Origin of the sequence: Congregibacter brevis, from assembly GCF_045689245.1 — a bacterium.
GTDB classification, from domain to species: Bacteria; Pseudomonadota; Gammaproteobacteria; order Pseudomonadales; family Halieaceae; genus Congregibacter; species Congregibacter brevis.
On record NZ_CP136865.1, the window covers coordinates 1840263 to 1861783 of the forward strand.

Genomic DNA, 21521 nt, shown 5'->3' on the forward strand with positions numbered 1-21521 from the left:
ACGCCCGTGACTGATTTACTGGAGATTTCATCCGGGGTGATTGATGGTCGCGTCGACCTCGAACAATCGGGTCCACTGAACCGCATCAATCACCAGTTATCCGAGCTTTCCGAGAGCACGGCGGTAGTTGAGGCTTTTTCTCATTGCATTGTCTTTAAGACCGATGAGGGACTAGTAGCTTTTGATACGTCCAACGAGCAGGGAGGTAAGCGCTGTGTCGATGCCATTCGGCACTGGACTGACGATCCATTTCATTCGGTGGTGTTCACCCACGGGCATATTGACCATGTGGGTGGCTGCGGGGCCTTTTGCAGCGAGGCGCAGAGGCCGAGCATTGTCGCCCACGAAAACGTACTGCAGCGTTTTGAGCGGTACCGACTGACTAACGGCTACAACCATGTAATCAATGAAAGGCAGTTTGGTCAGTTCAAGCGCCGTGGCTACGATCTTGCGGGTGATGCTCAGTTTCTACCCACGACAACACCGAACCCCGATCAGACTTACGATCATGCCCATACACTTACCGCCGGTGACACTCGCTTCGAATTGCGCCACGCCAAGGGAGAGACCGACGATCACACCTGGGCCTGGGTGCCGTCGCAGCGTGCCATTTGTGCCGGTGACTTTTTTATCTGGGCTTTTCCTAATGCGGGTAATCCGCAAAAAGCCCAGCGTTATCCGCGAGAGTGGGCTCAGGCCTTGCGCGATATGGCGGCCATGGAGGCGGAGTTGTTTTTACCGGCCCACGGTCTGCCAATTTGCGGCAAGGAGCGGATAGCGACGGTGCTAGATGATGTCGCCAGTGCCTTGGAGTTTCTGGTGGACGAAACTCTTACACTCATGAATGCCGGAGCTCGCCTCAGCGACATCATACACAGCATCAAAATACCGAATACGCTTACCGACAAGCCATGGCTTGCTCCCACCTATGATGAGCCTGAGTTTGTGATTCGCAATCTCTGGCGGCTCTACGGTGGTTGGTACGACGGAAACCCCGCCAACCTAAAGCCGGCGGCCGATAGCAAATTGGCACAAGAGCTTGCGGCTCTGGCCGGTGGTGCAGCAAAGCTGGCCGCACGAGCGCTGGAACTGACAGATAGCGATGTGCGCAGTGCTTGTCATCTAATTGAGATGGCTAGCCTTGCAGAGCCCGAGAACGCTGACATCCATGCAGTGCGAGCGGAGGTTTACCAGCGGCGTCGAGCGGGAGAGTCTTCACTGATGGCCAAGGGTATTTATGGATCGGCGGCCAACGAATCAAAGGCTAAATCAGACGCGCCCTAGCTGTTTAGAAAGGGCGCGTTGTTCGGTCTCTTGTAACTTAGGCTGTAACGTAGTCTGTAACTTAGGCGATGACTGCGCCTACTCCCGCAGCGATCAGTAGACCCAGCGTCGGGAAAAGACTTAGAGCAAAACCGAGACCTCTCGTGGAGGGGTCTTTAGTGTACGCCACGGAGTAAAGCGCTCTGCCCAGCAGGTACAGAACCCCGACTCCAGCGATGATTGCATTGGGCCAATAGACTGCTGCGAGTAGCAGCGCCGGAAGAAAGCACACTAGGAGCTCTAGGGTGTTCATTTGTATACGAAAAGCCCGATCGAACATTTCATGGCCAGATGTAGCTGGAGCGGCGACGTCATAGAGCCCCCGGGCGCGACCCACCATTATGCCGAAGTAAATAAACTGAATAACGGCGAGCACCGCAACGATGTGTACGTAGTTCATGGGGTTCCTTTTCTCACGAATGGAGCAGTTTGTGTTTTGTGGTGTTTTTCCAATGGTGCAGCCTACGTCCATATTTAGCTACTGTTTTTGGTTTTAAGACTAACGGTTTGGGTCGAGGGTCTAAAATAGCGACAGGTTTGTCACCCTTAATCGACACTCAGTTGCTTTGGATAGCAATGAATATTACCTAGGACGGACATGAACGAAAGCAAAGAAAAAGATGCTGAAATTGGCAAAGACTTCTTCCTCCAGCTCCATCGGATCACAGCGAGACTGGCAAAACGTCACGAGATATCTATCGATCGTTCAGTGGACTATTTGTTGGCGGGGTCTTTGTTTACGGCGGCTCATGTTTACGGCCTCAGTATTGACGATACCGTCGAAGTGATCCAAGAGATTGCTGAATCAGTGCAGCAGGACGATTTTCCACAGGAAACACGGCATTGATAGCCTCATACGAGACATGATTGCAGAATTATGTAAAGTTTAGCGGTAGAGCGGGAAGGTCAGAGTTTTGGTGTTGGATACTCGTGCTGTTTATCATCAACTTGGTTTTGAGTGTTGCCGACGCTCGCGGTTGGCGTGCGACGTCTCCATGATGTTGGGCGCTCGGGCTGCTGGCTGCTAATACAAGTTGTGGCTATTATCGGGAGCATGCTGTTGTGGTGCTGTCGTGTTGCTGTTGTAGCGGTACGTGCAGGCAAGTGAAGCAGGCGGTAACGCGTGGGTAGACTCGGTTCAGAGCTGGGCTCAATAACCGCTGCCATCAGCAGCGAGCGGCGGCACCCTAAATCATGAGGAGGATTTCTATGCGTTTGCTTAGTACTAAATCAGCAGCACTAACTTGTGGCCTATTCATTCTCAGTGGCGGCGCGGTGGCTGAAGAAAAGTTAAGCCATGGCGCTGCGGTATTTTCCAAGGACACCGCCATCCACGTGCATCTGTTCGACACCTCGCGGGCCGATCTAGGCAAGTCAAAACATGCTGATATCGCGAGGTCCATGGCAAACTCCGCGCCGCACTTGCTAGCGGCAGATATCGTCAATGCACTCCGCGAGGCGGGCTTTACCAAGGTGACCCTCGACGAGTCCGAGAGCGGGGCCGTCGACGACGCTCTCCAGCTAACCGGAAGGTTTACCAAGCTAGACCCGGGCAGTCAAAACTTGCGGGTCTGGATTGGATTTGGTGCTGGGAAAAGCGAGGTCTGCATCTCTGGAAAACTCTCAACGCCAGAAGGGAATGAGGTTGCTGAATTCGATGACTGCAAGAGCGGTCTCGGGTGGGGGCAGAGCGGACCGCAGGGCGACAAAGGGGCCGAGGTGCTTGGCGATCGCGTAGCAGGACGCATTATTGGCCTCTCTGACTAGCATGACGCTTCGTGGCGTAACGTTTCTGGTCACTGCGCTGGCGGTAGCGGGCTGTGCAGGACCGCAGATCGAACCCTTGATGCCGACACCGATCTTGTTTTCTGAGCTGAACCTAAGTCCTCTGGACAACATTCCCGAGGATCAACGTTGGAAGCCGCGGAAGGTCTATTATGCGACTACCAGGCAGCGCGACGTCGATCTGCAGCGTATTAACTACGGTAACGACGAGAGTGACGTGATTTCTGCAGGGATGTCGCTTATCGGTTTCGGCGGTGACAGCCTTACTTGGTCTGATCTAAGCGATTACTCGCGCAGCGCCGAGCGTCCCAACGTCGTTGAACTCTCTGTTGCGGGGCTACTGGAGGCAGGTAAATTCCGGCCGTCGATGGAGGGACCTGTATCCGAAAATGCGGCTGAAGGCTTGGCCTGGTTAATGGCGGATATGAACCGGTCTATCGCGTCGGCTCGAGACAAAGATCTCCTCATCTATGTACACGGTGCGAAAGTGAATTTTTATAATGCGAATGCTTTCGCGGCGCAGCTGGACCATTTCATGGGTAGGGACATGACGTCTATTGCCTTTTCATGGCCCACTCGCCAAAACATACTTTCTTACGGCATTGGCGACGATGTAGACCGAGCTTATAGGGCGGCGCCTTCCCTTGCATCACTCATTGAAGTTCTTGCTGGGCAATCGGACGCACGCCGAATCAATATTGTTTGCTGGAGTGCCGGCGGACGTGTGGTGACTAGCGCCTTGGAAGAACTCTATAACCGGAATAAAGGTAGTGGCCAAGATCCCCGAGAGCAGTTCCGCTTGGGTACGGTTTACTTTGCGGCTGCAGACGTACCGACGTCAGATTTTGTTGAAGCTCTCCCGGAAATCAATGGCCTGGTTGATCGTGTTGTAGTGACGCTGTCCTCCAAAGATGGTGCGTTAGATATGGGGTCAACATTTATGGGCGGCGGTGCTCGCATCGGTCAAAAGAGTCAGGATTTGACGGAAGAGGCCTTAAATACCTTGATCGCCGCGGACAGACTCGAGGTGATTGATGTATCCCGCGACTGGGAAGGGCGCGGCTTCGATATTACGGGTCACCGCTATTGGATCAATCATCCATGGGCGAGTAGCGATCTGGTACTTGCGGTAAGAAGTGACCTGCGCGCCAAGGAACGCGGCTTAGAGCCGACGGAGCTCGATGTTTTGTGGGCGATACCAGCGGATTATCCCGAACGCCTGAAATCGCTGTTAACTCGAGAGGGAGTGAGGCTTCGCGAGGTGTCTACTGCAGACGATGCGAACTAGCAGAGGTTCTGCTAACTATCTTTTTTGCAGGTCCTGTGCTTTTAGCTCACTAATAATATCTGCGCTGACCCAATAGATATCTATGTTGTTGTTTTCTGGATCGACACCTCTGTTGAACAATAGGTATTTGCCGTCAGAGGTCACGGTGGCATAGGCATCCCACTTGTCTGAATTCACCCCTTCACCCATGTTGATTGCCTCACCCCAAGAACCATCAGGCTGGCGAAAACTGATGTAAAGGTCAGAGTCTCCAAAACCGTCTTCTCTCTCACTATCCCAAATTAGATAGCTTTCGTCCGGCGCGATAAAGGGGTGAGCGGTCCATTCGCCGGTATTAACCATTGGGCCCATCTCCTTTGGCTCACGGCGCTCGCCGCCGATAAGCGGAGAGATCCGGATTAGGTCGTCGCTCTTATAGTCATCAAAGACATAGGTGCCTTTTGCGGAGGCTGATAGCCGCATGATTCCCCAATCCTCCCGCTGGAACATAGGGCCCAGTTCCTGGCGCTCTGACCAATCGTCGCCTACACGATCTTTGTAGCCTTCAGCCATATGCATGCGCTGGCCATCGGGTGAGAAGGTGACTTCTCCGTCGCGGCGAAACTCCGTATATTTTCTCCAGATATCGCCTTCCTGACGGAAGCCCACTACGGTAGGCACTTTGTATTCGCCACCATTGGTTGTGAAGTAAAACTCATGCATACCGGGTGCGAAGACTCCTTCTACTTCCCAGCCATCGGTAGAAACGATATCTGGCGCAAACACCTCGGCGCGGTTACCTGGGGGTGTCTGGCCCATGTAAGGGCCGTCAAGCTCAGGAAACTCTCTAGCGTGGCCAATAGTCGTAACGGCCAGCACTGAAAAATACAGCGCGGAGCGAGCCCAATAAGAATGCATGTGTTTTTCCGTAGCTGCTGGAGCGAGTTGGGGTGTGGGCGTCATCTTGCCACGAGCAAATTGATCCGCCATCGAATTCAGGTGAAATGAGTTCATTGCGGGGTAGAGTGAAAACTTTGGCAGAGCTGGCGAGGGAGGTCGTGCGTTCGGCGAAGGCTCCTATTCGCCAAAGGATGCGCGCTGTTGGGGACTCTTAGTTTCTTCTATTCTCTCTGCTAACAAGTCACAGACAAGGAATAGAGCATGGACAAGCGATTATGGGTGGGGGACTCTCTGAACGAGAGGGTCGATCAGTTGAATGCAGCATCCCCAGCGCCATGGACATTGAACGAATACGGCAAGCTTGAAAAAGAATTCAAGTTTGAAGACTTCAATGCCGCCTGGGGGTTTATGTCGCGAGTCGCGCTGTTTGCGGAGCGCACCGACCACCACCCCGAGTGGTTTAACGTTTACAACCGTGTTCGCGTCGAACTGACAACCCACGATGTGGGGGGTATATCGGGCAAAGACTTCGCTTTGGCGGTGTTTATGGATAAGTGCGCTTAGATTTGATCTTTACTCTTGGTAGTTGCGCGCCGTGCGCCGGCCGCTAGGCAGCGTTGTGATATATCTTTTGCACATCCTCGAGGTAATCCAGTAAGTCGATGAGAGTGTCCATGATCGCCTGATCTTCATCGCCCAGGCTTGTAGTGAGTTGCGGCACAAACTGTATCTCGTCAACGTCAAACTCGGTTTCGCCATACTCATCAATGATGGCCTGCCTGGCCTTGAAGTACTCGGTGTGAGGCGTGAAGACGGTCACTTTTCCGTCCTCGCTCTCTATATCGCTGACATCCACGTCAGCCATCATCAACGCCTCGAGAACGGCCTCTTCGTCATCGTGAGAGAAAACGAGAATGGCGCTATGATCGAACAGATGGCTGACGCTGCCCGTGTTGCCTAGTTTGCACTTAGCTTTGTTGAAACACTGACGTACATCGCCAAATGTGCGGTTGGGGTTGTCCGTGAGACAGTCCACGATGACCATGGTACCGTTGGGACCAAAGCCCTCATAGCGCGCCAGAGCGAAGTCTTCTCCGCCGGTGCCCTTGGCTTTGTCGATGGCCTTATCGATGACGTGGGTGGGGACCTGATCTTTTTTGGCTCGGTCAATGATACTGCGCAAGGCTAGATTGCCCGCGGGATCCAGTCCGCCAGACTTCGCCGAAACATAGATTTCCCGAGCGTACTTGCTATACACCCGAGCTTTTTGGTCCGAGGTTTTGGCCATGGACTCTTTTCGGTTTTGGTAGGCTCTACCCATAATTTGTATTCATTCTTTTCGTTGACTGGCTGCGCAAGATAAAGCTTTCAGCATTTTGTATCCAGAGTAAGGTGCTACTCCTGGCGGTTGCCATATCGTTCTCGGTTTCTGTTGAAATCTTCACATCATGTACGGCAGTGTTGAAAGCAGCTGGTTTATCGCCGCGTCCAGGCGCTTTAATTTGGCCGCATCATTTAGATTGAGCTCATCGGCTGAGTAGACTTCGACAGCCGCTTTCCACAGTGGATTGCCGTCTCCCACTTTTTCAGGTGTGGTAAGGGCTAGGATCAACATGTCTCGTTCATAGGCTCCACCGCCTAGCATTGGGTACATTCGAGCCAGCTCCAAGAGCTGTTTTTGCTCATCCAATAGTTCATTAGACATGTTCCCAATAAGAGCGGCGAGCAGCACGTATTGACTGTTTGCGGGCGCTACAAAGATAAACCCCTCTTCACTCAGTCGCTGCTCAACGCGTGAGGTGATCTCTACGGTGGCCAATTCTTCGACTTCGGCGGAGAGGTCACCAGCGATGACGAGGTCGTTCAGCCAGCTGACTGTATCTCCTCGTTGGGGCTCGAACCCCGGAAGTTGGACACTGATGACCGAGAACTCTGGGAGACGTTCTTCAGGCAGTGATTGAGATAAACAGCCCGTCAACAAAAGTGCGCTTAGGGTAATGATCGTTATTGTTTTGATGAAGGTATTCAATCTTGCTCCTTTTGTTCGAATCAGCGGGATGCTCTTTAGCTAGCAAGTATTACAGGTCAGCGGTAAAAAAGCGCCGTATCTTCGCAAGCTTTTGATTACGCATACAAAAACGAGGTATAGATCTGCGTTTGCAGCTCCAAGACGATGGGACGATTATCGGCAGGAGTTGTTAGAGGCTAAAGCAGCGCCTTAGCTCTTTAAAGTCGGCGCCAATCTGCGCTACCCTGCGCGCCTTCTGAGGAAGGCATACACAGGCGCTGGTCGTTCTGTCGATTGCTCCGGACGGTCAGTATTCGCTGACTATTACTCTCTAAATGGTTTGTACGCGGGCCAAGCGCCTCCGCTACATAAGGCGTTGTGTTCATAAGTATGTCTAGGACAACACTCTCATCTTTGGGGCAGGCGCCTTTGGTGCGTCGTCTGACCGATCTGGGCTTGGTGTCTTCACGGCCTAGCAAACGCGTGTTTGCTAACCGCTTGGCTGATCTTGTGGATATCTCCGACGCCATCACCTTGTCCGATTTTTTCGCGACGCTCGGCAGTGTCAGCGCGAGCGCCCAGCCTATTGATTCCTCTGCCAGCGATTCAGTTTTTGAAAAGCATAGATCCGCGATGCGGGCGTCTATCGATGCCAGCTTTGTGACCGACGATCGACAGCAAGTCATCGAGGGGAAAAAGACCTTTGAGCTCCCCGCTGCGACTAAGAACACCTTAAGCGCACCCGAGGCGACTGCCCGATACGAACGCTTTTATAGTCTGCACCAGAGTGAGCTCGAGCGACGCGTCGCGCAACTCAGAAAAGCACTACTCGAGCATTTGCAGCATAAAAGCGATGCGCTGGCGCAAGTCGCGGCGGTAGAAGTCGCCTTGGGGCCGATGCTTGTGAAATACAGTCGCCATTGCTTTGCAAAACTGCCCAAGCTGGTAGGGCAGCGTTTTGAGTATTTGCGCCAACATCAGCACCAACAAGATTGGGTCGCTAGCGAACCACAAAGCTGGCTTCAAGCGGGAGGATGGCTGGCGCAGTTCCACGACGAACTGCAGCATCTACTCCACGCAGAACTAACACTCAGACTTCAGCCCCTCGAGGGTATGTTGTCTTGTCTATCTCCTGAAGATCTCCTACGGAAAAACGTATGACTCGAGTTCTATCCTACGCGGCCTTTGTCACGGGCATGGCCCTGATTGTCCTGATGGCCCGATCAGTAGCAGCCGATGACAGCTTGACTCTTCTGGTCATGGTGCTGATCTTTGCGGCGTACAGTGTCGGTGGTGCAGAGCTATGGCGCTATCAGCGCCATACAGCAGGACTGAGGTCGGCCCTGGCTGGGCTGGATGCGGTGCGGGGATCGCCAGCTGATACCCCGACGTTGGATGTATGGCTTTCCGACGTGCCCGAAGTATTACGCAAATCGGCGCATCAACGGATTGTGGGGCACTTTCAGGGACTGCCCGCGCCGATACTGACGCCCTACCTGGTGGGGCTCTTGGTAATGCTTGGCTTGATGGGCACCTTCGTCGGCATGGTGGCCACACTTGGGGGTGCGGCGCTTGCACTCGAGGGCGGCACCGAATTGACGGCGATACGGGAAGGATTGGCAGCACCCATTGAGGGGCTAGGGATGGCCTTTGGCACGTCGGTCGCGGGTGTCGCCGCATCCGCCATGTTGGGTTTGATCGCAACGCTCAGTCAGCGCGAGCGGCTCCAGGCATCGAAAGTACTGGACCGATGCAGAGACGAGTTTTTTCAAGACCATTCACTCAGTCATCAACGCACACAAACTTACAATGCACTTCAGCAGCAGGCGAGCGCTTTGCCTGATGCGGTGGCCAGTCTCGTGGCATTAGCTCAGCAGTTGGGGGAAATTGGAGAGCGACTGACCGACTTAAGTGAACGCTCTGGTGAACAGCTCGTAACACAGCAACGCGAGTTTGAAACAGCGGTGCGCACTGACTTTCAGGCGCTTACTACTGCGCTCGCCACCGAGGTCAAGGGTAGTCTCGCGAATACCAGCAAAGAGACTGTAGAGGCTTTGCAGCCATTTGTGGGGCAACTTCTGGAGCAGGCTTCACAACAGCTCGCCAGCGAGGCTTCGGCGCGCAGGCAGGTGGACGAAGAACTGCATAATGCCCTGCGTGCTCAACAGACCGAAGAACTGGATGCACGTCGAATCGCCGAAGAGCAGCGCCATCGCTCGATAAGTGAACGCGCCGAGAGTTTCGTCGCAGAAATGGGTAGCCAGCTAGAGGTCATTCAGTCTCTGGAGCGCCAGCGGCTTGATAGCAGCGCGGAGCAAATCGCACAATTGCAAGAGTCCTTGAGCGAGAAGCTTCAGACAATGAGTGAGAGCGTTACTCAGTCCGTTGCATCGATGGAATCAGCTGCCGGGCAGTCGATGAGTATCGGCAGCGACTTGATCAACACTCTCCAAGACACTGCCGAGCGATCCCTTGAGCGCGATAAGCAGCTTTTGGAAGAGCGGTCGACCTTGCTGGAGCATCAGCTGGTTCTCATAGCGAATCTGAAGGAGCGCGACGAGGAGCAGCAGGGCGCGATCAACATGATGAGCACAGAATTCAAAGAACACATCGTGGAACAATCTAGAGCGGCAACGGATAAGCTTGATCAGCTTATGGAGCAGAGTGCGCAGCAATTGACGGAGGTCTCCGACGAGCTCTCGCAAAAGATGGCATCAACACTGGATAGTAACGAACAGCATTGGCAGGCGTTGTCGAGGAAGCTCGGAGTTGAGGTGGATCAGTTACTGGCACGCAACGGTGAAGCCCTGGAACTCTTGGCCGGTAATCTGGGAGAGCAATTGGGCGCATCGGGTCAGCAAATTGCCAGCACCGCGCTCGAATTGTCAGCCTTGAGTGGTGGCTTTGCCGAATCGGTAGATGCATTCAAAGACAGTAGCGAGGCGCTCAACACTTCGCTTACTACGACCACTGATGGCTTGATGGCTGCCGGTTCGCGCAGCGACGAGCAGATGGGGTACTACGTGGATCAAGCGCGTGAAATCATTGACCACAATCTGATTACACAACAAGCCATACTCGAACGTCTTGAGTCGGTCACTGCTGTGCTCCAAGTTGAGGTTGGTAAGTCTTGAAAGAGTTTCTCGATGATGGCTCAAGCGATGGCCCTCCCATTTGGGCGATTTTCGGTGACCTGATGACCGGTCTGGTTGGGGTGTTTGTGCTCATCCTGGTCTGGACACTGGGCTTTCAATTGGAGCTGGCAAAAAATCTGGAGAATGCCGAGGCAGAGCGGGAACGGGAGCTCGCCCGTCGGCAGGTACTCGAGCAAGCCCTAGCCGGGCCTTTGTCCAGTGGCCGAATCACTATAAGCGACGGTCGCATCGGGATTAGCGGGAGTGTGTTGTTTGCACTGAATTCCGACCGACTGCAAGATGAGGGTCGCGACCTACTGGCCGTGTTAGCTGAACCTCTCGATGTCTTTCTCGAGGAGAACGATCAATTATTGATGATCAGCGGTTTTACCGATGACTTACCGATCCAGTCGGGCAACCTGAGTTTCGCCGACAACTGGGAGCTTTCGGCCCAGCGGGCTTTGACGGTTACACGTGAGCTGGTCGCCGCAGGGCTGCCCGCCGATCGGGTATTCGCAGCTGCCTTTGGCGACCAGCAGCCCGTTGCCCCCAATCTTGATGAATCAGGCCGCGCATTGAATCGACGGGTCGAAATGGCGCCGGTGCCGCGCATCGTTTCTTTAGAAGAACCTCTACCCAATGGTTGATTCGGTAGGGAGCGGGGTGTTGAGCGAAGGCCTGAAGCGGCGTGAGCAAGCGCGGGACCGAACATTGGAAGCGTTGGGCGAGTTGAGGGCGCTACTGGGCCAGCGGGCTGAGCTGAAGGCGCTCGATGTCGTCGGCCAACGTGTCTGGAAACGCGATGTCGAGGCGCGTATAGAGCAGGCTATGGCCTCACTCCCGGAGTCGGCGGGACCCCTGAACTCTCAAGGTTTGATAGTAAAGGCGTTGGTGGCGCTGGATCAGAGGGCGCCGGAGTACCTAGAGTATCTGGCCAGTTATCTCGACACCTTGCTGTGGCTTGAGGAGCAATCTTGAATAGGTACATGGTTGATTAGATCGGGCCGCTGAAATTTTTTGATCTGCTAGACTCAGTGCAAAAGTAACAGGTAAAACGCTATGCAGATTGGTCAGGTTTCAGACGTTTGGATGTACCCGGTAAAGAGTATGGCGGGGCACACTGTCGATGCCGTGCAATTGGATGAGTTAGGTGTTATCGGCGATCGGAGCTGGTCAATGCTCGATTCCCATGGTGATGTGGCTTGGGGAAAGCGTTTTCCGAAGCTGATGAATCTTGAGGCCCGATACGTTGGTGAGCGGCCAAAGACGCGGGTGTTTGCAGAGCAGGTGCCTCCCGTGAACGTTCGTTTTCCCGATGGTAGCGAAGCGAGCAGTGACGATCCGATAAACGCCCAGATCAGCGACTATGTCGGTGAGAACCTGTCGTTGAGCGCGTTACAGTCCCCAGATAATCGTGACCACTATCGCTGGTCGCAGCCGCTAGATGAAGCAGCAATCATGAAAATTCTGGGTATCGCGTCGGGAGAGGCACCACCAGATTTATCAGATTATCCCGAAGAGCTGATCTTGCTACTAGCGGAGTGTTTTGCTCCGCCGGGCACCTACAATGATATGGCACCTATTCATTTGCTCACGACGGCGTCGCTTCGTCACATGTCGGAGCTGTCAGGGGAGTCGTTTGATGTGCGGCGCTTTCGACCCAATTTTCTTGTGGAAACCAACGAAGGAGTAAGCGGCCTCGCTGAATTTTCCTGGATCGGCCGGCGTTTGCAGATTGGGGAAGTGGTGTTGGAGGTTGCCGCAAAAACGATCCGCTGTTCAATGCCCGCTCGTCCACAGCAGCCTTTTGATCTTCCCGGAAATCCCAAGATTGCAAAGGCTCTCTATGAAGAAACAAATCGCTTTATGGGAGCGTATCTGTCCGTGGTGAAGCCCGGGTCGGTGTCTGCGGGTGACAAGGTGATGTTGCTCTCCTAGCGTGCTCGGGTAGTCAGTCCGGTGTCACGCAATGGAGGTGCTCAGCCAAGCACCTTTTGCAGCCAATGCGATATGTCGGCAATCTCTTGGGGGCACACGGCGTGCTCCATAGGGTAGTCACTGTACTCAACTGTATAGCCCATAGCTGACAGGCGCTCTCTAGCGATTTTGCCTTGTCCCACGGGTACCACTGGATCCATCGTGCCATGACAAATCCTGATGGGAATCTGTTTGTTGGCCGTATTGGGCGTAATCGTATCCTTTGTCGCAAAGTAGGTGGACAGGCACAGTAAGCCCGCCAACGGCAACATGTATGTGAGCGCGGTTTGGTAGGCCACCGCGCCGCCTTGGGAGAAGCCGGCGAGTACGATGCGATCGCTGGGAATGCCGCGGTCGATTTCCCGATCAATTAAAAGACGAATCTTCTCTGCCGAAGCAATAAGCTGAGTCGCATCTATTTTTCGCTCAATATCGATCTCTGTAATGTCATACCAAGCTGGCATGACATAGCCGTTGTTAATGGTGACGGGGATTGTGGGCGCGTTGGGGAACACAAAACGCACCGCAAGCTCGGTTGGAAGCTTAAGCTCAGGGATGACCGGTACAAAGTCATTGCCATCGGCCCCAAGGCCATGAAGCCAGATAACAGCAGCATTAGCGGTACGAGGTGGTTCTTTTACGATGCAGGGCAGGAGTGACATGTGACCGGTCTCAATGGCAAAAAGAAGCGCCGGGCAGTATATACGGCTGCTGCGAACAGCATCTGTCCCGCAATCGAGAGTGGGGTTGGTTTGCGAAAGCCCTAGCGACGGAGTACGGCAAGCCAGCGTCCCAGATTAAGTAAGCTGGCGAGCGACGCCGCGACATAGGTGAACGCCGCAGCTTTGAGGATGCGCCGCGCATGCGGCAAATCGCCGTCTTGCAGGTAGTCCCCTTCGTCCAGCAACGGCAGGGCCTTGTTGAAGCTTGCGTCGAGCTCTACCGGTAATGTGATGAGGTGTACGACAGAGGCCGTGAGTATGGAGATGATCGCCACGATTAAAAACCCTAAGCCAAGGCCGGGGGCCCTTGTAAGCAGCATGACCACCGGAGCTGCCAGCAAGATGATGCTACCGAACTGTTGAACACGTGCAGCAAGCAAAGCCAGTGACTGGCGACGACGAAACAGCGGCTCCCCCCGCGCATCCTGAATAGCATGGCCCACTTCATGAGCCGCTACGGTAATAGCTGTTAGTGAATAGCCGCTGTACTTGTCTTCCATCAGTCGGACTGCTTTTGCTTGCGCGTCGTAGTGGTCACCTGTCGTGGTGGTCTCTACGGCTATGTCCTGAAGCTCAAAACGATCAAGGAGGTGTCTTGCGAGTTCTGCGCCCGTTCCGCTCCCGCGATAGCGATCCGCAGGTTCACTGTATTTGGCGAGCACCCGTTTGACCCAGAAACCCGGAGCCGCGATAGCCAGAAGCAAAACGATTACCAGAATGACCACAAACATAGTCGTTTATTCTAGTGCCTTTTGATGCTGACTTAAGGGCACGGCCCAGGAACATCCACTGATGCCGGCTAGTCCCGTGAAGCGACGCTGCGCCAGCGCAAGCGATGGTCGCCGGGATCAAGAACTTCAAAAGAGCCATCCTCAGAGGGGATGATTGGAATGTCCTTTGCTGCTAGCTGGCTCTTTTGCGCAGCCAGGGTCGAAGTGAGTAACTCAAAGGTCACGGCTTTCTCTGGCGTGAACGTATGCATGCCTCTTGCGCCGTCTACCAAACCTAAAAAAGTGGTCGGTGCGGCTGCGTGAATCTTGGCCCAGCCCTGATCAGTGATCAGCGGTAAACCAAGGGATTCGATCAAAAAGTTCTCGGCAGCGGCCAGATCCTCATAATAAAGCCAAAGAACTGTTGCCTTGAAACCAAGTTGTTCGGGCAAGCCAGCAGCGTCGCCATCGACATAACGGGTTTGCAAGGCATTGAGCTGAGGCATGAGTGCCGTGTTTTCGGGATGCGGATTAAAGCGTTCGAATTCAAGAAGCCACCCCTCGGGATCAGCCAGCACGAAGCCGTGATGTGCCCGACCGGGAACGGGATTATAGGATTCGGTGCGCATGTCCAATCCCCGCTGGGTTAGCGCTTCCCACCATTCATCCAGCTGATCGGTAACCAGTGCGATAGCAGCGGTGCGAGGCGTGTCCGGCGTGTAGCCTCCGGACTCAAGGGTTGCTAACGTGAGAAATGCGCCGGGCGCTACCTCAAGCACTACCGATTCTTCAGTTGCTTTTACAGGATGAAGGCCGAGATTCTCGCGATAAAACTGCGCTGCGCGGGGTACATCCTCATAGTAGAAGCGTATGTCCGCGGCGACCGCGTCGGCAGTGACAGTTTCGGCTTGAGCCGGTCCGGCGGTACATAAAGCGGCGGCTAACAAAATTATGAATCGGTGCATAGGTAGGCTTACTCCCGGAACAATATAGAAGGCTGGAGGATGGTATTACGTAACACCGTTGCCGGTAACAGAATCCGCCATGAGTTTATGTCAAAGCGCGACTTAAAAAATCGCGTGGACTCGCCGGACTAAAAGGGACACCTTCCTGAGCGCAATAAAAAAGGGCTGCATCCTGCATTGTCTCAGTGCTCATATGAGCGTACCGCTGGGTCACTCTGGGGTCTAACACGGAACGACTCCCGAGAATCCAGGGGTGGCACCGAAACGCCAGGAGTCACAAGCCCATTACACGTTAAGTTTAAGCACAGCCATTACAAACTCGACACCGATGCAGATCAGTATAAAACCCATCAACTTGGTGAGTGCCGTGATGCCATTGCGCCCCAGAATACGGACCACGGCGGTGGCGCTATGCAGGACTAGCCAGCAGATGAAGCAAGATATGAGGATGCCGATGGCGACGATGGCGTAGCCCAGCAGTCGTTCACCGGCTGCCTGCACTGAATCGAGTTGCGCTCCCATTGCGATAACCACCGAGAGCGCACCGGGTCCGGAGAGCATCGGCATAGCCAGCGGAGTGAATGCAAAACTTGTGGGATCATCAGGGGCCTTCGTAACATCGCTGTCCCGTGTGGATTCTTCTGGGAACAGCATTTTGAAACCCATAAAAGCGATCACCATGCCGCCGGCCATACGCAGGGACGCGATGCTGATGCCGAAAAAGTTGAGGATGAACGTGCCGAGCAGGAGAAACACGATAAGCATTGCTGCCATGTAAATGCAGGCAAGCATCGCTGTTTTATTGCGTTGCGCCTTCGTGCCGCCGGCGGTCATTGAAATAAACAGGGGTGCTGTGCTGAATGGGTTAACGATGGGCACGAGGCCCATAATCACCAATAGGATGTAACTGGCGAGTTCTGCGATCATCAACAATAGCCCTGTGGCGTTCGTGCGCTCACCGAAATAGGGCGCCCCGAGAATGTCGCAGATCATAGCGTATCACTGTAGCAGTGCCAGTATGTTTGCTATAGCAGTACGTCACGGTCGCTCTAGGCTGTGACTTCAGCATGGCCTGCTGGTTCCAACGAGCCATCAAGGCGATGTGAGTAAGTCTTCTTATTGATTGCATCCAAAAGCTGTAGCATTGTGGTTTCTTCAGGTCTCACATTACACCTTCATCGAGTATAACTATGCGCATCTACATGACTCTTATTGCGGCCGCTCTGGCTTTGGGCGGGTGCTCGGATGACAGCCCGGACGTTATGGACGAGGACGTGTCGGATCGCCCGGTCAAGATTATTGAAATCGGGGCTGCATCCAGGGAGCAATCGAGCACGCATCCGGCGGTTATTAGTGCCGCAGCCACCCGGGATCTTGGATTCGCCGTATCCGGGGTTCTTATGGAGTTGCTCGTCAACGAGACTCAATTGGTAGAGGAAGGCGATCTCGTTGCCCGGTTGGATACGCGGGACTTCGAAAACACACGCGATGCAGCACGGGCTGCGTTTGCAAATGCTGAAAGCGAGTATCAGCGCGCGGTGCGACTGTCCGCACAGGATGCGATCGCGTCGAACGTGCTCGAACAGCGCTTGGCACAACGTGATCAAGCCAAAGCACAACTCGATAGCGCTGAGAAATCCTTGATGGATGCGCAGATTGTGGCGCCTTTCGCGGGGGTCATTGCCGACGTGCCGGCAGAGGAGGGCGATTCTGTAGGGCCCGGCAGCATCGTTGCCACGCTCATCAGCGTAGATACTCTGGAGGCGTCAATTCAACTCCCCGCGAGCGTGATATCGGGGGCCCAGACGCGGCGTGATCGAGGGTCTTTCGTGGTGCTCGATGCGGCGCCCGAAACAGAGATTCCCGCAAAGTTTACCGAAGCAGACCTAATAGCCGACGCGACATCGCAGACTTATACCGTGACATTCGCCTTTACTCCCCCGGAGACCCTGATTGTGCTGCCGGGCATGAATGCCCGGGTGATCCTTCGCTCGGAGTCGTCGGCGAGCGGCGCCGGGAACCGTATCAATGTTCCTCTTGCCGCGATTCAAAGCGATGGCGATGGGCAGTACCTGTGGGTCGTCGATGGCGATCCGCTCACCGTTTCCCGCCGAGATATCGTCGTTGCGACCGGCGTTGGCGAGAACGCGATTGTTACAAGTGGTCTGCAGGCCGGAGATCGCATCGTAGGTGCGGGGGGAGCGTACCTATCGCCAGGTATCGTGGTTTCGGAGTGGATGGAGTGAGGCTCTTTTTGACGGCCGGACTCCTGTGGGTGCGCTCATGAACCTTGCTGAATTCTCCATCCGTAACCGCGTGTTGAGCTTCATTGTCATCGCATTGGCAATCGCCGGTGGTTGGTCGGCCTACCAGGACATGCCGCGCTTCGAGGATCCGGAGTTTACTATCCGGACAGCGATGATTATTACGCAGTACCCGGGCGCGACGCCTCTGGAGGTGGCTCAAGAGGTTACCGAGCCACTGGAGCGGGCGCTGCAGCAATTGGCAGAAGTCGATGATATTGAATCCACGTCCGTTCCGGGACGCTCCGAAATCATGGTCAATATCAAGTACGCGTTCTCCCCGACCAAGGCGGAGTTGCAGCTCATCTGGACCAAGGTGCGAAATAAAGTCGCGGACGCTGCGCTCTCACTGCCTCCGGGTGTCGGGGCGCCCTACGTCAACGATGATTTCGGTGACGTGTACGGCCTGTATTACTTTCTGACGGGGCCGGGTTTTACACCGGCGGAGCTACGACGCTACGCCAAGTCGCTGCAGAGTGATCTGTTGCAGGTCGACGGCGTGGCCAAGGTGCAGGTCGACGGCGCCCTGAATGAAGCTATTTTCGTAGAGATTTCCCAGTCAGATGTGGCCTCTCTTGGTGTAGCTCCGGGCAGCATTTACCAGACGCTTGAAAACCAGAACACCGTTGTGTCCGCCGGCGAGCTTGATATCGGCACACAACGCCTCGCCGTTCGACCGAGCGGTGCCATCGATTCAGTAGAAGCGATACGGAATCTTCTCATTGATACGTCGAGTGACGGCCGTCTCATCTACTTGAGCGATGTTGCGCATGTCTGGCGCGGATATCAGACACCGCCAGCTAAGCTGTATCGCTTCAATGGGGAGCCCGCCGTAGCCATCGGCGTGTCGGGCATACTCGGCGGCAACATCGTCCAGATCGGCGCAGCGGTAGAGGACCGGTTACAGGACATCGCCAAACGGCGTCCCGTCGGTATGCAGCTGCACCAGTTTTACAATCAGGCCGAAGAGGTCGACGCTGCCGTATCGAACTTCGTGGTCAATGTTATTGCTGCGTTGGCGATTGTTATCGGGACGCTCCTTATCTTCATGGGTTTCAAATCTGCGATCGTAATCGGTAGTGTCTTGCTACTGACGATAGCAGCGACTCTGGCAACGATGCAGTTTATGGACATACCCATGCACCGTATTTCGCTGGGTGCGCTGATTATTGCTCTGGGTATGATGGTGGACAACGCGATCGTGGTGACGGAAGGCATTCTCGTGGGCGTGCAGCGCGGAGCTGCAAAACTGGAAATAGCTAAGCAAATCGTATCTCAGACCCAGTGGCCGCTACTGGGGGGTACTCTTGTTGGCATCATAGCTTTCGCGCCTATCGGCTTTGCACCGGGCGATACCGCCGAGTACACCGGTCATCTGTTCTGGGTGATCCTGATCTCACTTCTGTACAGCTGGTTGTTCGCTGTAACGCTCACCCCGTTTTTCTGCGACCTGCTTTTTCGGGAAGCCTCTGGTGATTCGACGGGTCAAAGTGCCGACAGTGGATTTACGCAAGCCTATAAATCGCTCCTGTCGCGGGCGCTATCTGCACGAAAAACCGTGGTCCTGGTCGTTGTGGCGATGTTTGTCGCGTCGGTGTGGGGATTCCAATTCGTCAAGGCCGGGTTTTTCCCTCAGTCCACGTCACCGCAAATGGTGGTTGACTACTGGTTGCCGCAGGGCACGCGGATCGAGCAAACGCAGAGTGATGCCGATGCCATCGAGGAGTTCGTACGCGGTCTTGAAGGCGTGGTAGCTGTAGAAACCTCCATTGGTGCCGGGGGGCTGCGCTACATGCTGGTTTATGGGCCGGAGTCGAATAACTCCGCCTATGCCCAATTGCTGGTGCGCACCGGGAGTTATCAGCAGATTGACGATTTGATCACCCGAGTGCAGTCGCATATTGATGCCAGGTACCCGGACGCTCAGGGCAAGGTATGGCGCTTCGTGCTCGGGCCGGGTGGTGGGTCAAAGATTGAAGCCCGGTTCAGCGGACCCGAGCCCGATGTGTTACGCCGCTTAGCTGATCAAGCGAAAGCAATCATGGTGGCCGATGGCGGTGCTATCTCGATCAAAGACAACTGGCGTCAGCAGTTACCTTCCGTCAGACCGCTTTACTCTGAGGCAAAGGGCCGCCGCGCCGGCGTGTCCCGCACTGATCTGGCATCCGCGATCGCCAGCAACTTTTCTGGCGCCACCGTGGGTGTTTACCGGGAAGGGGACGATCTGTTGCCCATCATTGCGCGCGCACCGCTGGATGAGCGCAAGAGTGTGGCCGACATTGAGAATGTACAGGTGCTGAGTTCCGCCACCGGCGAATCGGTGCCCATATCGCAGGTAGTCGATGGCTTTAAAACCACGTGGGATAACGGCGCTCTTAAGCGACTAGATCGCATCTGGACGATCAAAGCGCAATCTGACCCTGTACCGGGGCAGTTGGCCTCGGATTTACTTGAGCGAATCCAAGATGATATTGAGTCCATCGAACTGCCTCCGGGTTACTCGCTGACATGGGATGGTGAGTACGGTAATTCCAAGGAGTCCAACGAGAACCTGGCGTCGACGATCCCCTTTGGTTTTCTTGCCATGGTTCTTGTTGTGGTCGTCCTGTTTGGCACCGTTCGTCAGCCCGTGGCCATCTGGCTGGCTGTTCCCCTCGCACTTATAGGTGTGGTGATCGGTCTTCTTGTTACTGGAATCCCCATGGAGTTCATGGCCATACTGGGACTGCTCTCGCTGTCCGGATTGCTGATAAAGAACGCGATTGTGCTGATTGATCAGATAGATATGGAGATCGCCACTGGCTTGCCACGTTTCACCGCGGTTGTCGCGGCCTCTGCAAGTCGGGTGCGACCGGTCATGATGGGGACCTTAACTACGGTGCTCGGCGTGATACCCCTTTTTTACGATGCGTTTTTTCAGTCTATGGCCGTAGTCATCGTATTTGGATTGACATTTGCAACGGTGCTGACCTTGTTCATTGTGCCGGTTATCTATTGTCTGTTGTTCGGCATTGGTGAAGGGGAAGTCTCACATGAGAGCTAAGGGCGCAGCTCTACTCGCGCTAGTGTTGCTTAACGCTGGCTGCGCGATCGAGCCTGACAAAACTGTCCAAGAGGCGACGAACAGGCCCGCAGAAATGGCAGCTGCCACTTGGGCTGCAACCGGCGTGATAGCCGACGTCGAGAACGGGTGGATCGGCTCGTTTGCAAGTGCGCAGCTGAGCTCGCTGGTCAATGAAGCCCTTGAGAATAATCTCAATTTGCAGGCGCTTGCGGCAAACGTCGAGCAGTCACAGGCACTGGCTCGACAAGCTGGTGCAGCACTCGTGCCGAGCGTGTCGGTTTCCGGATCCTCCGGGCGAAGTGGGTTGTCCGAGAGTGGACGATCCCGTGCTTCCTACGATGTGGGGCTTGCGGTTTCCTGGGAGCTCGATATGTGGGGCAGGTTGCGATCGGGTGTTGAGCAAGCGCAGGCTTCCGCTCAGGCAGCTGAAGCAGACTACCTGTTTGCGCAATATTCTGTGGCTGCGAACACGGCGATCGCTTACTTCGCAGCTATCGATGCTGCGACCCAGGTTGACGTCGCCAGGCTGAGCCTGGACTTGTTGGAGAAAACGCTGCGTATCACTAATGTGCGCTACGACGAGGGGATGGCTTCGGCACAGGAACTGGCCCTAGCCAGGGCTGACATCGCAGCGACGCGTGACCAGCAACTCGCGCGGGAGGGGGCGATGCGCAATGCGCTGCGGGCGCTGGAGCTCTTGCTTGGCCGTTACCCCGCTGCAGATATCGACGTCAGTGGGGGGCTGCCTGAGCTGCCCGCTCCTCCGCCGGCCGGATTGCCCTCCGAGCTTCTCGAACGGCGCCCCGATCTGGTGGCTGCCGAAAGGCAGGTGGCCGCAGCATTCAATGCCGTTACGCAAGCAAGAGCGGCGCAACTGCCTCAAATCAGTCTCACAAGCAGTCTCGGGGGTGCCTCGGGGGATCTTTCGCAGCTGCTGAATCCGGGCAATGTGGCTTGGTCGATCGGTGCCAATCTCTTGGCACCGTTGTATGACGGTGGACGATTGCGCGAAAACGTCACCATCGCCAACGCCCAGCAGAGCGCAGTCTTAGCCAGCTATGGTGAGGCCGCGCTCAGAGCATTCAGTGAAGTGGAAACCGCCCTTGATCAGCAGCAGGTGCTCATGGCCAGGCAGGCGGAACAGCAGATTGCCTTAGCGGAGGCGGAGCGGGCATTTGCGCTTGCAGAAGCACAGTATGCAGAGGGCGAGATTAGCTTGGTGGACCTACTCGGGTTTCAGCAGCGTGTGATACAAAATCGCAGCGTCTTTGAATCAACTCGGCGACTCGGTCTGGATAATCGAGTACAGTTGCATCTGGCGCTGGGCGGGGCCTGGGAATGAGCGCGTCACGGATGGAGCGGT

The 21521-nt window shown here is 55.0% G+C and carries 21 protein-coding genes and 1 pseudogene; 14 read left to right on the top strand and 8 right to left on the bottom strand.

Annotated elements, in window-relative coordinates; all coding sequences use genetic code 11:
• Window positions 1-6: 6 nt before the first annotated feature.
• Window positions 7-1284 carry an alkyl sulfatase dimerization domain-containing protein gene (locus R0137_RS08125; RefSeq protein WP_407329879.1) on the top strand — a complete coding sequence of 426 codons (1278 nt, stop codon included), beginning with the start codon at window positions 7-9 and terminating at the stop codon, window positions 1282-1284.
• 61 nt (window positions 1285-1345) lie between these two features.
• Here the strand turns inward: R0137_RS08125 and R0137_RS08130 are convergent, their stop codons facing one another.
• Window positions 1346-1723, bottom strand: coding sequence for an MAPEG family protein (locus tag R0137_RS08130; protein WP_407329880.1), 378 nt, complete (start codon window positions 1721-1723; stop codon window positions 1346-1348).
• Window positions 1724-1921: 198 nt separating this feature from the next.
• Between R0137_RS08130 and R0137_RS08135 the strand changes: the two genes are divergently transcribed.
• From R0137_RS08135 to R0137_RS08150, 4 genes and pseudogenes are all read left to right on the top strand, one after another.
• A complete protein-coding gene (locus R0137_RS08135; protein ID WP_407329881.1) occupies window positions 1922-2170 on the top strand; it encodes a hypothetical protein in 249 nt (82 codons plus the stop codon).
• Between the two features lie 83 nt (window positions 2171-2253).
• Window positions 2254-2431, top strand: a pseudogene (locus R0137_RS08140) (DUF805 domain-containing protein).
• Between the two features lie 101 nt (window positions 2432-2532).
• A complete protein-coding gene (locus R0137_RS08145; RefSeq protein WP_407329882.1) occupies window positions 2533-3090 on the top strand; it encodes a DUF4410 domain-containing protein in 558 nt (185 codons plus the stop codon).
• A complete protein-coding gene (locus R0137_RS08150; protein ID WP_407329883.1) occupies window positions 3074-4396 on the top strand; it encodes an alpha/beta hydrolase in 1323 nt (440 codons plus the stop codon). Before R0137_RS08145 ends, R0137_RS08150 begins: the two co-directional genes overlap by 17 nt.
• A 15-nt stretch (window positions 4397-4411) precedes the next feature.
• Here the strand turns inward: R0137_RS08150 and R0137_RS08155 are convergent, their stop codons facing one another.
• Window positions 4412-5293 carry a hypothetical protein gene (locus R0137_RS08155; protein ID WP_407329884.1) on the bottom strand — a complete coding sequence of 294 codons (882 nt, stop codon included), beginning with the start codon at window positions 5291-5293 and terminating at the stop codon, window positions 4412-4414.
• 243 nt (window positions 5294-5536) lie between these two features.
• Between R0137_RS08155 and R0137_RS08160 the strand changes: the two genes are divergently transcribed.
• Window positions 5537-5839: a 4a-hydroxytetrahydrobiopterin dehydratase gene (locus tag R0137_RS08160; RefSeq protein ID WP_407329885.1), complete on the top strand. Its 303-nt coding sequence runs from the start codon at window positions 5537-5539 to the stop codon at window positions 5837-5839.
• 43 nt (window positions 5840-5882) lie between these two features.
• Here R0137_RS08160 and R0137_RS08165 read toward each other — a convergent pair whose 3' ends face one another.
• Together R0137_RS08165 and R0137_RS08170 are read right to left on the bottom strand one after the other, a co-directional pair.
• Window positions 5883-6596: a YebC/PmpR family DNA-binding transcriptional regulator gene (locus tag R0137_RS08165; protein WP_407329886.1), complete on the bottom strand. Its 714-nt coding sequence runs from the start codon at window positions 6594-6596 to the stop codon at window positions 5883-5885.
• A gap of 120 nt (window positions 6597-6716) precedes the next feature.
• A complete protein-coding gene (locus tag R0137_RS08170; protein WP_407329887.1) occupies window positions 6717-7304 on the bottom strand; it encodes a hypothetical protein in 588 nt (195 codons plus the stop codon).
• A gap of 369 nt (window positions 7305-7673) precedes the next feature.
• On the opposite strand from R0137_RS08170, the gene R0137_RS08175 reads away from it, so the two are divergent.
• From R0137_RS08175 to R0137_RS08195, 5 genes are all read left to right on the top strand, one after another.
• Window positions 7674-8444 carry a DUF3348 family protein gene (locus R0137_RS08175; protein ID WP_407329888.1) on the top strand — a complete coding sequence of 257 codons (771 nt, stop codon included), beginning with the start codon at window positions 7674-7676 and terminating at the stop codon, window positions 8442-8444.
• The gene (locus tag R0137_RS08180) at window positions 8441-10417 is read left to right on the top strand and encodes a hypothetical protein (protein ID WP_407329889.1); all 1977 of its coding nucleotides are present in this window, start codon (window positions 8441-8443) and stop codon (window positions 10415-10417) included. Before R0137_RS08175 ends, R0137_RS08180 begins: the two co-directional genes overlap by 4 nt.
• Entirely contained in the window at window positions 10414-11064 is a 651-nt protein-coding gene (locus R0137_RS08185; RefSeq protein WP_407329890.1) for an OmpA family protein, read from the top strand. Before R0137_RS08180 ends, R0137_RS08185 begins: the two co-directional genes overlap by 4 nt.
• A 19-nt stretch (window positions 11065-11083) precedes the next feature.
• Window positions 11084-11395, top strand: coding sequence for a DUF2894 domain-containing protein (locus tag R0137_RS08190; protein WP_407329891.1), 312 nt, complete (start codon window positions 11084-11086; stop codon window positions 11393-11395).
• 81 nt (window positions 11396-11476) lie between these two features.
• Entirely contained in the window at window positions 11477-12355 is an 879-nt protein-coding gene (locus tag R0137_RS08195; protein ID WP_407329892.1) for an MOSC domain-containing protein, read from the top strand.
• A 41-nt stretch (window positions 12356-12396) separates the two neighbouring features.
• Here R0137_RS08195 and R0137_RS08200 read toward each other — a convergent pair whose 3' ends face one another.
• The 4 genes from R0137_RS08200 to R0137_RS08215 all read right to left on the bottom strand — a co-directional run bounded on the left by R0137_RS08200 (window position 12397) and on the right by R0137_RS08215 (window position 15784).
• Window positions 12397-13056 carry an alpha/beta hydrolase gene (locus tag R0137_RS08200; RefSeq protein WP_407329893.1) on the bottom strand — a complete coding sequence of 220 codons (660 nt, stop codon included), beginning with the start codon at window positions 13054-13056 and terminating at the stop codon, window positions 12397-12399.
• A gap of 101 nt (window positions 13057-13157) precedes the next feature.
• A complete protein-coding gene (locus R0137_RS08205; protein ID WP_407329894.1) occupies window positions 13158-13847 on the bottom strand; it encodes a zinc metallopeptidase in 690 nt (229 codons plus the stop codon).
• A gap of 68 nt (window positions 13848-13915) precedes the next feature.
• Window positions 13916-14791, bottom strand: coding sequence for a VOC family protein (locus tag R0137_RS08210; RefSeq protein ID WP_407329895.1), 876 nt, complete (start codon window positions 14789-14791; stop codon window positions 13916-13918).
• 285 nt (window positions 14792-15076) lie between these two features.
• Window positions 15077-15784, bottom strand: a complete 708-nt coding sequence (locus R0137_RS08215) for a MarC family NAAT transporter (protein WP_407329896.1) — start codon at window positions 15782-15784, stop codon at window positions 15077-15079.
• Between the two features lie 197 nt (window positions 15785-15981).
• On the opposite strand from R0137_RS08215, the gene R0137_RS08220 reads away from it, so the two are divergent.
• From R0137_RS08220 to R0137_RS08230, 3 genes are read left to right on the top strand one after another with little or no spacing between them, the layout of a single operon-like run.
• Window positions 15982-17037, top strand: coding sequence for an efflux RND transporter periplasmic adaptor subunit (locus R0137_RS08220; protein ID WP_407329897.1), 1056 nt, complete (start codon window positions 15982-15984; stop codon window positions 17035-17037).
• A 37-nt stretch (window positions 17038-17074) separates the two neighbouring features.
• The gene (locus tag R0137_RS08225) at window positions 17075-20137 is read left to right on the top strand and encodes an efflux RND transporter permease subunit (RefSeq protein WP_407329898.1); all 3063 of its coding nucleotides are present in this window, start codon (window positions 17075-17077) and stop codon (window positions 20135-20137) included.
• Window positions 20127-21500 (top strand): efflux transporter outer membrane subunit, encoded by a 1374-nt coding sequence (locus tag R0137_RS08230; protein ID WP_407329899.1) that lies wholly within the window; start codon window positions 20127-20129, stop codon window positions 21498-21500. The genes R0137_RS08225 and R0137_RS08230 overlap by 11 nt, the downstream gene beginning before the upstream one ends.
• Window positions 21501-21521 lie beyond the last annotated feature (21 nt).

Excerpts from the sequence above, each read along its gene's own strand:
- R0137_RS08130 (WP_407329880.1), bottom strand. The coding sequence starts at position 1,723 with ATGAACTACGTACACATCGTTGCGGTGCTCGCCGTTATTCAGTTTATT.
- R0137_RS08135 (WP_407329881.1), top strand. The coding sequence starts at position 1,922 with ATGAACGAAAGCAAAGAAAAAGATGCTGAAATTGGCAAAGACTTCTTC.
- R0137_RS08145 (WP_407329882.1), top strand. The coding sequence starts at position 2,533 with ATGCGTTTGCTTAGTACTAAATCAGCAGCACTAACTTGTGGCCTATTC.
- R0137_RS08155 (WP_407329884.1), bottom strand. The coding sequence starts at position 5,293 with ATGCATTCTTATTGGGCTCGCTCCGCGCTGTATTTTTCAGTGCTGGCC.
- R0137_RS08160 (WP_407329885.1), top strand. The coding sequence starts at position 5,537 with ATGGACAAGCGATTATGGGTGGGGGACTCTCTGAACGAGAGGGTCGAT.
- R0137_RS08165 (WP_407329886.1), bottom strand. The coding sequence starts at position 6,596 with ATGGGTAGAGCCTACCAAAACCGAAAAGAGTCCATGGCCAAAACCTCG.
- R0137_RS08175 (WP_407329888.1), top strand. The coding sequence starts at position 7,674 with ATGTCTAGGACAACACTCTCATCTTTGGGGCAGGCGCCTTTGGTGCGT.
- R0137_RS08180 (WP_407329889.1), top strand. The coding sequence starts at position 8,441 with ATGACTCGAGTTCTATCCTACGCGGCCTTTGTCACGGGCATGGCCCTG.
- R0137_RS08195 (WP_407329892.1), top strand. The coding sequence starts at position 11,477 with ATGCAGATTGGTCAGGTTTCAGACGTTTGGATGTACCCGGTAAAGAGT.
- R0137_RS08200 (WP_407329893.1), bottom strand. The coding sequence starts at position 13,056 with ATGTCACTCCTGCCCTGCATCGTAAAAGAACCACCTCGTACCGCTAAT.
- R0137_RS08205 (WP_407329894.1), bottom strand. The coding sequence starts at position 13,847 with ATGTTTGTGGTCATTCTGGTAATCGTTTTGCTTCTGGCTATCGCGGCT.
- R0137_RS08210 (WP_407329895.1), bottom strand. The coding sequence starts at position 14,791 with ATGCACCGATTCATAATTTTGTTAGCCGCCGCTTTATGTACCGCCGGA.
- R0137_RS08215 (WP_407329896.1), bottom strand. The coding sequence starts at position 15,784 with ATGATCTGCGACATTCTCGGGGCGCCCTATTTCGGTGAGCGCACGAAC.
- R0137_RS08220 (WP_407329897.1), top strand. The coding sequence starts at position 15,982 with ATGCGCATCTACATGACTCTTATTGCGGCCGCTCTGGCTTTGGGCGGG.
- R0137_RS08225 (WP_407329898.1), top strand. The coding sequence starts at position 17,075 with ATGAACCTTGCTGAATTCTCCATCCGTAACCGCGTGTTGAGCTTCATT.
- R0137_RS08230 (WP_407329899.1), top strand. The coding sequence starts at position 20,127 with ATGAGAGCTAAGGGCGCAGCTCTACTCGCGCTAGTGTTGCTTAACGCT.